Here is a 15822-nt window from a genome sequence, read left to right on the forward strand (position 1 = left end):
ACCTTCTGACATTTTTTGTATAGTTGTTAAGGTTGCTTAAGCACCATTATATTGACAGTTCAAGTGAGAGCCCTATCGACTTACACAAAATTCTTGACGGTACCGATTATATTGCGATGAATCAGCCCTTTGGTTTGAAATTAAACAATTTACAAATGATGGATTATGATCCTTATGGCCGTTTTAGCGGTAGAATGGGAAAAATCAGTAGAATGCATGGTGATCTAGCGTTTTTACAACATACAGTTGCATCTTTGAATGAAACAGGAAAAGCCGCTGTAATAGTTCCTGTAGGAGTATTATCAAGAAGTTCTCATGCTGAAAGGGCATTTAGAGAATATATTGTCAACAATGATATTATCGAGGCTATTGTATTATTACCAAATAAACTCTTGTCGTATACAACGATTCAAACTGTGCTACTAGTATTAAATAATAAGAAACATTCAAGTAGAAATCAACAAGTTTTGTTTATAAATGCCGAAGAACAGTCTACAAGCAAAGTACGATCACAACATTATTTAACACAAGACAATATTGAAACAATTGTTGCTATGTATGAACGTTCTTCAACAGATACAGATGATGTTAAAATTGTTAAACTGCCGGAGATTATAGAGAATGAATTTAATTTAAATCCAAATCAATATTTTACAAGCCAAACTGTGGAAACCCAATTTGGTGATGTCATTATAAATAAAGCTGTATATGATGAAAAGGTTAAAAATAAGAGGACTTTAAAAGAGATAGCCCAATTATCGCGCGGAGTTAACTTACCGTCAAAGAATACAATTAAAGAAGGCCAAAAAGGATATAAGGTTATCCAACTAAAGGATGTAGAAGATGGTAAAATAGACTTAGAAAGTATTGAAGTAATTCCAGTTAATAATGCTGAACGTTATATGGTTGAGAGTGGTGACATTATTATAGCTAGTCGTGGAACAGCTTATAAAGTGGCAATTGTTCCCGACCATAACGAACCTTTAGTACTATCTAATATGTTTATAAGAATTAGAATTAAGGATAAGGCATATAAGCCGGAGTACATTAAAGTTTTCCTTGATAGTCCAGTTGGTGTGGCTCTCATTGAGGGAATGAAAAAGGGTGGAACTGTAAAAGCATTAACAACGCGGGACATTGAGGATATTGAGTTTCCTGATATTGATTTAAATGATCAAGAGAAAATAGTACAGACAGTAAAAGATGCTGAACTGAAATATATGGATTTGCTCCAACAAGCACATGAAATATTAAGGCACGGGAAGTTAAGTGCTTATACTAAGATGGGGTTTAGAAATGTTATTGAGGAATTGTATTAATTAAATCTAAGTCAACTTATAAGAAATGATTTTACTAGCAGTCACTTATCTATAGGTTTTTTATTAATAAACAAAAGGATTTCCATTTGTTCTCCCCCATTTCTTTAATACTTCATAAAATGGGGGACCCAATAAACCTATTATATATAAATACAGGTAAATAATTTGAGGAATTGAGAAAGGAAAGAAAAATTATGACAGAAAATCAACGTAACACACAAACAACGATAAACGTGCAAAAACAAGCCAATTTAATTTGGAACGTTGCTGATATATTAAGAGGCCTATACAAGCCACATGAATATGGAAAAGTGATTTTACCCATGACCGTAATTAAACGTCTTCACGACACGTTATTACCAACACGGGAAAAAGTATTGAAGGCTTCAGAACAGTATAAAGAAATGAACGATGCATTTCGTCATCGTTTCTTAACACAAGCATCGGGTTATTCATTTTACAATACAAGTGTATATACATTTGATACGCTGCTTGCGGACCCAACAAATATAGAAACAAACTTCCGAGCTTACTTAAATAGCTTCTCAGATAACATGCTAGATATTTTAGCTAACTTTAAATTCGATGTTGAAATTTCTACATTAGCTGAAAATGATGCGCTATTCCATGTTATTCAAGAATTTAATAAAAAGGAATCATATCTTGGCCCAGATAAAGTAACAAGTACAGATATGGGATATATTTTTGAGGAATTAGTTCGTAAATTTTCAGAAAGTTATAATGAAGAAGCAGGGGAACATTTTACAAGTCGAGATATTATCTATTTAATGACAGATTTATTATTAATTGAAGATAGAGATACGTTAACAGGAGAAGATGTTGTAAAAACTGTGTACGACCAAACGATGGGAACGTCACAAATGCTATCAGCAATGCAAGAACGTATCCGTGATTTTAATGAAAATGCAGAGGTAAGAACATATGGACAAGAATTAAACCCGGAAACATATGCTATTGCCAAAGCAGATACAATGATTCGCGGTGGAAATCCAGACAATATGGCTTTAGGAAGTACATTATCAAATGATCAATTTGAAGGATATGAATTTGATTACTGTATCTCCAATCCACCGTTTGGAAGCGACTGGAAAAGGGATCAAAAGGCAGTAAAAGATGAACATGCATTAGGTGAAAATGGACGTTTCGGCGTAGGACTTCCGAAGATAAGTGATGGCCAATTGCTCTTTCAATTAAATGGTATTTCAAAGTTAAAAGAGACTGGTAGAATGGCAATTATCCATAATGGCTCTGCACTATTTTCAGGTAATGCAGGTGGTGGCGAGAGTAGTATTCGTCAGTATGTTATTGAAAATGACTGGTTAGAAGCAATTGTTCAATTACCGAATGACTTGTTTTATAACACAGGTATATCTACATACATATGGGTTATTACGAAAAACAAATCGCCTGAACGTGAAGGGAAAGTACAATTGATTGATGCTTCCAAAATGTATGAAAAACGAAGAAAAAACATAGGGGAAAAGCGTGTCGATATTTCAGAGGAATGTAGAAATATGATTGTGCAAGCATATGGCGAATTTGATAATAAGGAATATAGAGTCGATGAAAAAATAGTAGAGTCAAAGATTTTTGATAATGAAGATTTTGGATATACACGAGTTACGGTTGAAAGCCCACAACGTGATGAAGATGGGAATATTATCTTAAAGAAAAATAAACCGGTAGCAGACCCGGAATTGCGTGATATAGAAGAAGTTCCTTTAAAAGAAGATATCGATGCCTATTTTGAACGTGAAGTATTACCATTTAATCCAGATGCTTGGATGGATCGAAAAAAAGATAAAGTTGGTTATGAAATTCCGTTTACACGTTTGTTTTATAAATATAGCCCACCAGAACCTTCGGAGGTAATAGCAGAACGTATTAAAAAATTAGAAGAATCAATTGTTGCAAACTTCAAAGCTTTATCAGGTAAGGATGTGAGTAATGTTGGCTAAAGAAATGAAAGATTCGGGTGTAGAATGGATTGGGGAGATACCATCCCATTGGCAGATTGCACCTTTACATCGATTATTTTTTATTAGTGCTGGGGGAGATGCAAAGCATGAATTTTATCAGTTAGAAAAGGACGAAAATCACCCTTATCCAGTGTACACAAACACTAAGGATGAATTTAAAGTATATTCATATACTTCTAAACCTGTGTTTCCTAAAAATAGCATTACTGTTAGTGGAAGAGGAGAAATTGGTAGAGCATTTTTTAGAAACGAACCATTTGATGCCATTATAAGATTATTGGTATTAGTACCCAAGCTACATTGCTCTCCAGAGTATTACACATACTTTATTAATGATGTTTTAGTATTCAATACTGACAGTTCAGCCGTCGGTCAATTATCAACACTACAAATTTCCCCATATAGGGTAGCTGTTCCTCCTTTGGATGAACAGCAGAAGATAGTTGACCTTTTAAGCGAAAAGGTTGGAAAAATAAATAACATTATAAAAGAAAATAAAAAATCCATCTTGGAGTTAAAAGATTATAAACAATCTATTATTACAGAAGTGGTTACAAAAGGATTAGACCCGAATGCTGAAATGAAGGATAGTGTGATTGAATGGATGGGGAAAGTACCAATAGATTGGAACGTAAGAAAAATAGGGAACTTTTTTAATCAAGTAAAAGATAAAAATACAGATATGCAGGAAAAAAACTTATTATCTTTATCTTATGGTTCTATCATTAAAAGAGATATAAACACATCGGACGGCCTGTTACCTGCAAATTTTAGTGGCTACAATATTGTGCGTTTTGGGGATATAGTACTAAGAATGACAGATTTGCAAAATGATAAAACTAGTTTAAGAACAGGATTTGTAACTGAGAAAGGAATAATAACATCAGCATATATTACCATCCGAACTAGTCACACAGATATTATAAACCCAAAATATATTCAACTCTTATTACATTCATTTGATATTTATAAAGGATTTTATGGTATGGGAAGCGGTGTCCGACAAAATGTTACTTTTAACGATATAAAAAAACTGCCTATTATTTTACCTTCAAAAAGTATTCAAGATGAGATTGTAAAATATGTAGAAAAAAAAGCTACAAATATAGATAATCTTGTAAATGAAAAAGAAAAAATCATCGATGAGCTTGAAAAGTACAAAAAATCTCTCATCTACGAATATGTAACCGGAAAAAAAGAAGTATGAGGGGGTATGGAATGTGCTTGAAAACAAAGAAGAGCGTTTCGAAAGGGATATTGAAACTAGCTTGACAAATGAGGGCGGCTGGGAGTCAGTTGCCTTCAAAGATACAAAATATGACCCACAACTAGGGATGGATGTCTCTGTTCTATTGTCTTTTATTCGTGAAACCCAACCAAAAGCTTGGAAACGTTACGAAAAGATTTATCGTTCCGATGCTGAAACAAAGTTTATAAAACGATTTAATGAAGAAGTAAATGCGCATGGTCTTTTGCATGTACTACGAAAAGGAATTAAAGATCGTGGTGTGTCATTTAAAGTTGTTTATTTTCGACCTGTTTCTTCTTTAAGTTATGAAAATATTAAACAATTTGAAGCAAATCGTTTTCAATGTATTCGTCAGTTTGCATACAGTAGCAAAAACCGAAACACAATCGATATGGTATTGGCCGTAAATGGTATTCCTCTTGTCGCTTTAGAATTAAAAAACCAATATACTGGACAAAATGTTGAACATGCAAAACTGCAATTTGAAACAAATCGTGATCCGAGTGAACTTGTATTTCAATTTAATAAACGATTCCTAGTGTATTTTGCTGTTGATCACTTTGAAGTATATATGACAACCAAACTAGAAAAAAACAAAACATACTTCTTACCCTTTAATCAGGGATCTAATGGTGCTGGAGAAGTTGGTGGGAAAGGTAACCCCCATAATACAGACGGATACCCTACTGCATATTTATGGGAACAAGTTCTGCATCGTAATCAATTGATGGATATTATTGAACGGTTCATGAATTTTGAAATGAAAAAGAATATATTAATATTCCCTCGCTACCATCAATTGGATGTCGTTAATAAGCTTGTACAAGATGTAGCAGAACATGGTTCAGGGAAGAATTATCTTATTCAACATTCTGCAGGTTCGGGGAAATCGAATAGTATCGCATGGTTAGCGTACCATTTAGCTTCTTTGCATGATAGAGAGAACAATCCAATCTATTCATCTATTATTATCGTTACAGACCGGACAATATTAGACCGACAGTTACAGGACACGATTACAAGTTTTGAACATACTACGGGACAAGTTGAAACAATTGGCGATAATAAATCATCTCAAGACCTAAAAAATGCAATTAACGATAAAAAGAAAATCATCATTACAACACTACAAAAGTTCCCTGTCATTTATCAAGAAGTCGATACAGTAGAGGGAAGAAGATTTGCGATTATAGTTGATGAAGCACATTCCTCGCAAACTGGAAGAAGCGCACAGAAGTTAAAACAAGCCCTAGCAGATAAACAAGCATCGCTTAAAGAGTATCAAGAAATTGAAGAAGATATTGAAAACCAAACATTAGATGACCAAGATCAGCTCGTTCAAACGTTATTATCACAAGGACAACACCATAATTTAAGTTTCTTTGCCTTTACTGCTACCCCAAAAGAAAAGACGATTGAAATGTTTGGTACAAAACAAGCAGATGGTAGCTTTAGACCTTTTCATGTTTATAGCATGAGACAAGCGATTGAAGAGGGTTTTATTTTAGACGTATTAAAAAATTATATGACATATAAAACTTCTTATCGTATTGCAAAAGAAATAGAAGAAAACCCTGAATTACCGAAAACGGAAGCAGTTCGGGCAATCGCAAGGTATCAATCATTTCATCCTTGGGTATTGCGACAAAAAACAGAAGTAATGGTTGAACAGTTTAGAGAGGTAACAAAAAAGGCAATTGGTGGCAGGGCTAAAGCAATGATAGTTACCCCATCGCGCCTCCATGCGGTTCGTTATATGAAAGAATTTAAGGGTTACATTAAAGAAAAAGGCTATACAGACCTCGATGTCCTTGTTGCTTTTTCAGGTACTGTTACAGATGATGACAAAGAATATACGGAGTCGAATTTGAACGTAACGAAAGATGGAGAACGGGTTAAAGAAAATCAGTTAAAAGAAACATTTCATGGTGATGACTTTAATTTATTAATCGTTGCAGAGAAATATCAAACAGGCTTTGACGAGCCTTTACTTCATACGATGTTTGTCGATAAAAAATTACGCGGAGTGAAGGCTGTACAGACACTTTCTCGTTTAAATCGAACAATGCCGGGAAAGAAAGATACGTTCATTTTAGATTTTGTTAATACGGAAGAGGAAATATTGGAAGCATTCCAGCCTTTTTATGAAGTTACGACATTAAAGGAAGAAGTAAATTTAAATTTAATATACGATACACAAAGTAAATTACGTAAATTTGCATTGTACAATGATGATGATATTGCACAAGTGATGAAATTAGTGAAACAAGCACAAAAGAAGCAAGATGAGCGTTTATTAGGTCGCATATCTAGTTTATTCAAGCCTGTCATTCAGCGTTATGAAGACTTACCAGAAGACACCCAATATGAATTTAGAGTGACATTGCGTAACTTTGGTAAATGGTACAACTATGTTGCACAGCTAGATCGTACATTTGATATGGAATTACTAGAAGAAAACATTTACGCAAGTTATTTATTAAAGTTTATCCCTAAAGAAAAGCGTGAAAAGGTGGATATAGCAGATAAAGTAAAGCTTGAATATTATAAGCTGCAAAAGGACTTTGAAGGCGAGATTATGCTTGTTGCTGAAAGTGAAGAGGGCGGCACGTTAAGCCATCCTAAAGAATTCAATGCCAACGTTAAACCAGTTGAAGAGCGTGATTCGTTAGAAGAGATTATTCATCGAATTAACGAGCGGTTTCCAGATGATTTCTCTCCACAAGATCGAGTAATTGTGGAAACATTGCACAAGGCATTTACTCAAGAAGTAGATGCAAAAATAGTAAACATGGCTAAAAATAATAGCCAAGAAATGTTTGAAAACAGCTTGTTTAAAGATGTCTTCCTTGATCGAGTAATGGATGAGTACACGAAGAATACAGAAGCCTATCAAAGATTGATTGGATCTGACGATTCGTACTTTAAGACTGTCTATGCATTTATTGCTGCGGATGTTTATAAAACATTGCGGTCAGAAGTGTAAGTTGGAATACAGTATTAAAGGAATTTAATAGAGCTTTGCTATCCCTAAAATTAAGGTCTAATATTTGGTGCCTTTATGTATAAGCAAAGTGAATGTGAAGTATCGGAAGTAGGAATAGAGATATACAGCAAGTAGCAATCTAAAAAGGTTAATATTGAAAAAAACAGCAATGTCAGTCATTTCTAGAAAGGGTTAGAACTTTTAAGAGATGACTGATATTTTTATATAAAAATATCATTAAACTCGCTACGAACTTAGTGAATCCTTAAACAATTCTACAAGTAGGAGATGAATAGATGAATGACACTGGGTTCCCTTTTACTGATATAACAAAGTGGGAGAAAAATATAGCGGAAGGTCTTACAAAGATTAGAAGCACAATATCTAAAGCCAATCCCCTAATAATTATGGTTCAGTTGCATGTTTTAAAGTTTTTTAAACATCTTGGAGATATTGAGGCTTCGGTTCATGGTAATATTAGCCCTTTTGAGAACAAAATGCTTGATATTACGCAAAGTCTTATAGTAAGTAGTGACCTAAACACAGGAACTAGATGCTTAGATAAAAATGAAATAAATGAATATATGGAATTACTGGAAAGTCTGTTTACTGCTGCCACTATGTATGTACATCTTACACAGAAGGATGACTTGATTAAGTATTCACAAGGTATGCAAATGAATGTTTCTGGAACATTGTATCCCTTCTTTGAAAAAGACCATTTTACAGATATGTTGTCTCCATATACAGATCTTTTAGATGAGAATTTTGGAATTACAAGTATGGATTTAGTAGAAGGGCTTTTAGCAATCAGTAGACATTTGCGCACAATGGGATTTATGGAAGTTTTGCTAGATAGTGGTGCTTCACCTGAAAAAGAACTAACAGAAAATGTATTCTTACATTTAGCTGAATACTTTAATGTTGAAAGTATTACAGGTTGGCCTCAAGAGTTTATTAAGGAATTATCACTTCAACAAGGCGAATGCAAAGACTTTTATGAAAATGATTTACAAGTGATGATAAAAGAACCCCCTATAAAATACAAGCCCTTTATTGGTATAGGGGATAAATATTATTGTTTTTCTATTGATAATTTAATAGATAACTTTTACAGAACGGTTTTAAGAGCCTTGAGAAGGAAAAATGGAAGTATAACAAATAAGATAAATGACATCCAAAAAGATTTATCAGAGGAATTGCCTTTTAAACTATTTAAAACAATTTTGCCTACAGCCAGAACCTATCAAAATATATTTTATAAAGCACCAGTTGGGGCAAATGGGAAGAATGAATGGTGTGAATGTGACGGTATTATCCTATTTGATGATGTAATGATAATTATTGAAGTTAAGGGTGGAGCATTATCACCTGTTTCGCCCTTTTCCGATGAAGAGGCCTACAAAAAATCATTGAATGATTTGGCGAAAAACCCCTATGAACAATCTCTACGGTTTTATGAGGAATATAAGAAGGCAGAAAAGATAGAGATTTATCAAAAAGAGAGTAAAAAACGTTATAAATTGATTACTGCTATTGAGAATATAAAGTTCATTCAAGCTTGTTGTGTTACTTTAGATGATTTTAACGAAATAGCATCTCGAATAGAAAAGACAGAGTTTATCCAAAATAGTGATCTGCCTGTCTGGTGTGTTTCTGTAAACGATTTGAGGGTATACCCTGAATTATTTAGTTCCCCAAGTTTGTTCTTAAATTACTTATATCAAAGGAGCAAAGCTACTAGAAATCCATATATAAAACTAAATGATGAATTAGACCATATAGGGATGTATTTTGCTTATAATGATTATTCTACGCATATTAGCGAGATTGCTAGTGAGGAAGAAGACATAGGAGAAATATATATTGATAGTCATAGAGAAGAAATTGATGCCTACATGGCAAGAAAAATCAATTCTAATCTTGATGATGATGATGATGAAAGGGAAATCTTTCTAGATTTATTAATAGGACCAGCAGAAAAACCTAAACAAGAGATGGAGTTCGTGTTTGAACAGCTCATAAATTTATTAGACAGTACTAGAGATAATATGTGTATACGAGTAGCTAGATACCTTCTTTTATTAGACTCAAATTCGAGGGATAACCTTAGCGAGTTCCTTACGTCTAGAAGTAAGAAACTATTAGAATTTAGAAGGCGTAAAGCAATATTAACTCCATATATGTCGCCTAACTATAAAAAAGGTGATGGAATCCGAGAATTGCCAATCATATCGATATTCCTACTACATACATCCAATAAGATATTTAAAGATGTTGTGCAACGCAAGAGATTTTTGATGGAGAGAGTTCTATATGAAGATGAACCAACCTATTGCGTAGTAGTTGGTGTCAATAATAAAAAGGAATTAAAAAAAGTTATTACGCACATTATAGGCCCGGAACAATTTCAAGCTTTACCAGAGTCTGCATATAACCGGCTTAAAATTACTAGAGAACAGATAAGTAAGTCACGTAATATTAAAGAATTTGAATAGCAATCAGAAGTTAGAGTTATTTTCATAAATACGGGAATATAGTGAACCTCTAATGCAATTTTGTGAAAGTACGACATAGATAAAGGAAGTGTTACTAGATACTTAGGGTCGATGTTTTAGAAAGGTTTTCAAAAAGAGCTAATTTTGCAGGAGGATAAAATGTATCATTACTTTCTAGAAAACTACGAGAACTTACAGTTTAGAAAAGCAAAAGATAATTATAAGGGACTACGAAAAGCTCAGTTGGGGGCAGTACATGCAATAGCTTCCTATTTCACAAAGGAAAATAGTAATCAAGCATTAGTGGTATTACCAACAGGAACGGGTAAAACAGCAGTAATTATGATAAGTCCGTATTTATTGGAATCAAGAAAAGTATTAATTATTACACCCTCAATTTTGGTTAGGAATCAAATTGCAGAGGATTTTAGAAATCTAATAACACTTAAAGATATCAATGTATTGCCAGAGATTTGCATGAATCCAAATGTTTTTGAACTTACAGATACTAAAATTGAGAATCATATAGATACTATTAAACATAGTGATGTTATTGTTGCTACACCACATGGGGCGTATAACCTTTCAATAAGTACAGAAATAAAAGGTGAATTTGATCTAATATTAGTTGATGAAGCGCATCATGAACCAGCTAAGAAATGGCGAGAGGCACTTGAGAACTTTACTAATACCAAAAGAATATTGTTTACTGCTACCCCCTTTAGGTTAGATAATAAGAAAATTAAAGCAGATTTAATATATTCCTATTCTCTATCTCAAGCCTATGAAGATAAAATATTCGGTGAAATTACCTTTATCCCTGTTAAAATAGATGCCAATGAAAACCGAGATGTAAAAATTGCTGTTGAAGCTGAGAAAATATTCTATGAGGATAAATTAAAAGGATATAGGCATTCTTTGATGGTGAGGGCGGGTTCAATAGAAGAATCAAAAGAACTATTACAAGTCTATAAAACAAATACTGAATTAAAACTAGAAATTGTACATAGCAGGCTTTCTTCTAAAACGGTTAAAACAATTATTAATAAATTGAAAGATGGCAGATTAGATGGAGTTATTTGTGTGGATATGATGGCAGAAGGATTTGATTTCCCGAATTTAAAAATAGGCGCTATTCATTCTCCACATAAATCTCTTGCAGTAACATTACAGTTTATTGGTAGATTTGCGAGAACTAATGCTGATAATATTGGTGTTGCAAAGTTTATAGCAATTAATGATGAGGATTTCGTGCTTGAAAATCATAAATTATTTTCGCAAGATGCTATCTGGAAAGATATTATTATTAATCTATCTGAATCTCAGATTACCCAAGAAGAGGAAAATCAGCAATTTATAAATAGCTTTACTTTAGAATCAGATGCATCTAGGGAAATTATTAACGAAATATCTCATTTAAGGCCTAACTTCCATGCAAAAATATTTCGAACAGCTTCTTTTGACATTAATGCGAACTTTCCAGAAATGGGTCTGAAAATAGAAGGTGTTCTAGTAAATAAAGAAAATAGCACTGTTATAGTTATATTAAAGGAGTTAGTTGTTCCTAGATGGGCAACTACTCAAAGTGAATTATATGATCAGAGTTATTATTTAGTAGTACTTTACTATTCACATGAGACTAACTTGTTATTCATTAACTCACAGCTTAAAAATGAAAATTTATATTATATGGTTGCAGATGCATATTGTGGAGAAGATTCCTTTCAGAAAATAAGTAGGAATGAATTACATAAAGTATTAGGTGGCATGATGAATTTTGAAATTTTCAATTCGGGTTTGCAAAACCGTGTATCAAATGAGGAGTCTTATATTATTAGTTCTGGTCCTGATGTAAGTAACACATACGATCCTGCCACAGGTAAGTTATATGCTGCTGGACACGTGTTTTGTAAAGCGAGTAATAATGGGGTAGAAACGACACTTGGTTACAGTAGTGGTTCTAAAATATGGAGTAGTACATATGGCTCTATAAAAGAATTTATAGAATGGTGTCGTATAAATGCATTAAAAATAAATGACAAAGAACTTGTTGTTAAAACGAATACAGCATATGATTTTGTTCCAATTCCAGAAAAACTTATAAAGTTTCCGGAAACAATATTCTGTATTAAATGGTCTAATAATACTTACTCAAATCCACGTAATTTGATATTAAAAGGAAAGATAAGTGAGAAGACGATATTGGACATAGAATTAGGTATTTCTGCAGTTACTAAAAATGAAATACAATTCTATTGTAACTTTGAAGATACAAGTTATTTATATTCCCTCTCAGTTGAAGGAAAAGTAACATCAGTTCAAAAGGATAACGAATTTCTTCTACAAGTTGGAAAGCATCAACAAAGATTGTCAGATTATTTAAATGGCAATCCATTAGAAATGCTAACTACCGATTTATGTTTAGTTACTGATGGAGAATTAGCAAAAAGTAACTTTAAAGTTGAACAATTTGTACCTGACTTAATCAAGGAAGTGAAATGGGAGGAATTAAAAACAGATGTTACTGTAGAATTTGGAAGCACTGCGAAGTCAGGTATGATTTCTATACACGATGCTCTAGAAAAACTTTTAGGAGATGTAGGGTATGATCATCTGATTTACGATCACGGAACAGGAGAAGTGGCTGATTTTATAGGAATAAGTATTACTGCTTCCGAGATTAATATACATTTTTATCATGTAAAAGCCATGAAAGGAAAAACTTATAATAACTCTGTAAATGATATTTATGATGTTGTAGGTCAATCAATAAAGTCTATAATATGGTTGAAGACAAAATCTGTATTTAGAACAAAAATAATAAGTAGAAATAAATCGGGTTACTGTAAATTTATTTTAGGAAACTACAATGACTTGGTAAATGACCTTCAAACAAATAAAGTATCAAAAGCTAAGATTATAGCTGTACAACCATCTGTTAAGTTTAATCATAAAATGAGAGATAAAATAGCAGAATTGTTAGCTGCAACTAATCATTATATAAAACATTCAGGTTCAGCAAACGAATTTGAGATTTGGGGAAGCTGATTAATATACAATAAAAATGAGCGTTGGGGAGAAAATTCCCAAGCTCATTTTTTGCCTCTTAAATCACCACGGTGAACCGTACCATAAGTAGCTGGGAGGTCAATTTATGCTTAATTAGAAAGCATTCTTGTAATGAAGAAATTTGAGGTTTAACAAAAAATAGCCTCCTTGGTATAGTACAGGATGTCGATGCATCGACTCCGAAATTAGAAAACCAAGGAGGACTCAAAATTACCCTTTTATAAGGTGGAAGTGCTGTTAGGTGTAAAACAGTATCTATGAAATTTTGAGAATAAGCGAGCATTTGGAAGATATCTTTACTTTATTGAGGGAGGCATGAAAGGTATAAGTCTGGAAGGAAACCTTTATGTTGTCTTTCATAAACAATAATGTTAATAACAAAACAGAACATAGGGACGACGAAATCACTCGCCCTATAACTAATGCCTAGAAAGCCCTCTTTCAAATGCAGCTAAATGGTTTAAAGAAGCATTACGTAGCTGTGAGAACACCATTCTTACATCATTCGGTATGCTTTGTGATAAAAATCTTTCATACATGGAGATATTATCAATTTCTCCTTGAACACCTGCTGCATACGCAGCTTTTACATTTTCTGGGGTTGTAACAAACGATTGAGAAACATTCTGAGGTAATGGGACTTGATAACGATTAAAAAGCGGTAACAGTGCTTGGATATGTCTCATTTCTGCTTCTTGAATTTGTACAAATGTCCGTAAGTGTCCAAAGTTTTCTATTACGTTATTATATCTAGCTTGAGCCAAATATTCGTCTTGGAGGGCATAGGTCAACATTTCGGGTAAAGATAACGATACCGCGTTCAAAGCTCCATTAGCACCATAGTTTTCAATTTGTCTTTCAGTATCCTTTACTTTTGGTTCTTTCGAAAAAAAAACAAAAACCAAACAGCGTGATTTTGTTCATCTGAAGCCGCACGCCGAAATCTATCTTTGATCGTAAAGTCTTGTGCTCGATCTGCGATATCTAAATAAAAATCTACAGTCTCTTGTTCATCTTTAAAGGCGAATTCAATTCCTTCTCTATACTTGTTTGGACAAGTTTCAACGATTTGATAAGTTGGTTGTCTGCCTGTTAAAAATGTATAAATCTTGCTGAACTCATCAAGATGTCGTTTTTCATCTTTTTGGATTTCTAATATTTTATCCCTTTCATCTTGCGTTGGCGTCATGCTGGCTAATTTTTTGTAACAAGCAATGGCACTATATTCTCCATTAATTGCTTTTTGAATATCTTTTAATAGTTGAGTATCTGGTACCATCCGATAAAAAGCATCATGATATGGAACATCATATTGTTGATTTATATTCATCATTGTCCTCCTTTGTTTTAACAATCAAAATATTATATGTATCTAGAGTGGGTAATCGTGCATATTTATCCTTTTCTTTTTCGATATTTAGATATGTTATAATTTTTATACAGATGTGTTGGTTTTTTTTAATCAGATAGAGAGTTTATTGTGGAAGGTTGATGTAAAAATAAAAATGCGAAAAGGGACGAGGAGGAGTCAATGTTGATACGTGATTCAGATTTGCAGCATTTGCGACGTTGTGTTGAATTAGCAAAAACAGCCCTAGAGAAAGGGGATGAGCCATTTGGTTCAGTACTCGTTTCTGCCGATGGAGAAGTGCTTTTCGAAGATCATAATCACGTAGCAGGCGGTGACCATACGCAACATCCAGAATTTGCTATCGCACGATGGGCAGCCAATAACATGACACCTGAAGAGAGAAGCAAGGCGACGGTATATACTTCTGGTGAACATTGCCCGATGTGCGCTGCTGCTCACGGTTGGGTTGGTTTAGGTCGGATCGTGTATGCAAGTTCTTCTGAACAGTTGGTTCAATGGTTGAGTGACATGGGGGTCCCTCCTTCGCGCGTTCGGAATCTTTCGATTCAAGATGTGATTCGCGATACAATAGTTGATGGACCAGTTCCCGAACTAGCCGAACAAGTTCGCGAACTCCATCGTCAGTTCTATGCAAACCGACGTTTATGACAATGGTTAACCTGATAATCATGTCTACGATGAGCATTAATGTTATCGTTAATAGAATAAGTGAAAAAAACAGCACAGATATAAATTGCCCCCTAATTGTTAGACATACAGCTAAATCTAACTATTAGAGGTGCTTTTCTTATGGAAAAATTTACAAGTGAAGAAAAAAATTAAACTATTAAGCTAGCCAATCGGTTTCGGCTAAGATGGTTTGATACAGTATAGAAAGGTTTTGTCATTGTTCGTAGCCTTCTTTTTTTGCATATCCCAATAAGTATAGGAAAGCAAACGCGGGAATACGGACGATTTTTGTATTCGTTTTATGCTTTGTTATTCCAAAATCATCGTCACCACGAGTGACGACAATCGCTCCTTTTGTTTGAGGATCATTTGCCCATTCTACAATCGCCTTTTTTTCGGATACAGTAGAATTTTGTCTATACTTAATTTCTATTAAGATGTGACTAATTGGGAAAGAAACAACGATGTCGATTTCTTTTTGAGTTTTAGCACCCCGGAAATATCCAATTGACGGGTGTTGATCATAAAAAAGGCGTGGATATGTTTATATACCGATGTCTCAATGATTGTTCCCATTTCTAATTGTATTTCGCAAGTGAAAAGTGATCCACTTCGCAATTTAATTTTGATCCACTTGATTGGTTTCAAAATTGATCCATT

Annotated in this window: 9 protein-coding genes; 7 read left to right on the top strand and 2 right to left on the bottom strand. The window is 33.7% G+C overall.

All coding sequences use genetic code 11. From position 1 onward, the window contains the following. The first annotated feature begins 32 nt into the window (after nt 1–32). The 6 genes from ABU914_RS14335 (at nt 33) to ABU914_RS14360 (ending at nt 13100) form a co-directional block, all read left to right on the top strand. Nucleotides 33–1319 (top strand): N-6 DNA methylase, encoded by a 1287-nt coding sequence (locus tag ABU914_RS14335; protein WP_379670389.1) that lies wholly within the window; start codon nt 33–35, stop codon nt 1317–1319. A gap of 194 nt (nt 1320–1513) precedes the next feature. Next, on the top strand, nt 1514–3298 hold the full coding sequence (locus ABU914_RS14340) for a type I restriction-modification system subunit M (RefSeq protein ID WP_379670390.1): 1785 nt from the start codon (nt 1514–1516) through the stop codon (nt 3296–3298). Further along, complete coding sequence (locus tag ABU914_RS14345; RefSeq protein ID WP_379670391.1) at nt 3291–4526, top strand: restriction endonuclease subunit S; 1236 nt, start codon at nt 3291–3293, stop codon at nt 4524–4526. Before ABU914_RS14340 ends, ABU914_RS14345 begins: the two co-directional genes overlap by 8 nt. A 13-nt stretch (nt 4527–4539) precedes the next feature. After that, the gene (locus ABU914_RS14350; RefSeq protein WP_379670392.1) at nt 4540–7554 is read left to right on the top strand and encodes a type I restriction endonuclease subunit R; all 3015 of its coding nucleotides are present in this window, start codon (nt 4540–4542) and stop codon (nt 7552–7554) included. Between the two features lie 296 nt (nt 7555–7850). Next, nucleotides 7851–10052: a hypothetical protein gene (locus tag ABU914_RS14355; protein ID WP_379670393.1), complete on the top strand. Its 2202-nt coding sequence runs from the start codon at nt 7851–7853 to the stop codon at nt 10050–10052. A 159-nt stretch (nt 10053–10211) separates the two neighbouring features. Then, complete coding sequence (locus tag ABU914_RS14360; RefSeq protein ID WP_379670394.1) at nt 10212–13100, top strand: DEAD/DEAH box helicase; 2889 nt, start codon at nt 10212–10214, stop codon at nt 13098–13100. Between the two features lie 440 nt (nt 13101–13540). Here ABU914_RS14360 and ABU914_RS14365 read toward each other — a convergent pair whose 3' ends face one another. Both ABU914_RS14365 and ABU914_RS14370 read right to left on the bottom strand, forming a co-directional pair. Beyond that, nucleotides 13541–13945, bottom strand: coding sequence for a ferritin-like domain-containing protein (locus ABU914_RS14365; RefSeq protein WP_379670395.1), 405 nt, complete (start codon nt 13943–13945; stop codon nt 13541–13543). A gap of 44 nt (nt 13946–13989) precedes the next feature. Beyond that, nucleotides 13990–14451: a ferritin-like domain-containing protein gene (locus ABU914_RS14370; protein ID WP_379670396.1), complete on the bottom strand. Its 462-nt coding sequence runs from the start codon at nt 14449–14451 to the stop codon at nt 13990–13992. Between the two features lie 204 nt (nt 14452–14655). Between ABU914_RS14370 and ABU914_RS14375 the strand changes: the two genes are divergently transcribed. After that, nucleotides 14656–15141 (top strand): nucleoside deaminase, encoded by a 486-nt coding sequence (locus ABU914_RS14375; protein ID WP_379670397.1) that lies wholly within the window; start codon nt 14656–14658, stop codon nt 15139–15141. Nucleotides 15142–15822: the final 681 nt, after the last annotated feature.

This window comes from Pueribacillus sp. YX66, assembly GCF_041725775.1.
Lineage (GTDB): Bacteria > Bacillota > Bacilli > Bacillales > UBA6769 > Pueribacillus.

What these genes read in the sequence shown, in the direction of transcription:
- ABU914_RS14340 (WP_379670390.1), top strand. Translation starts at nt 1,514, where the DNA reads ATGACAGAAAATCAACGTAACACACAAACAACGATAAACGTGCAAAAA.
- ABU914_RS14355 (WP_379670393.1), top strand. Translation starts at nt 7,851, where the DNA reads ATGAATGACACTGGGTTCCCTTTTACTGATATAACAAAGTGGGAGAAA.
- ABU914_RS14360 (WP_379670394.1), top strand. Translation starts at nt 10,212, where the DNA reads ATGTATCATTACTTTCTAGAAAACTACGAGAACTTACAGTTTAGAAAA.
- ABU914_RS14370 (WP_379670396.1), bottom strand. Translation starts at nt 14,451, where the DNA reads ATGAATATAAATCAACAATATGATGTTCCATATCATGATGCTTTTTAT.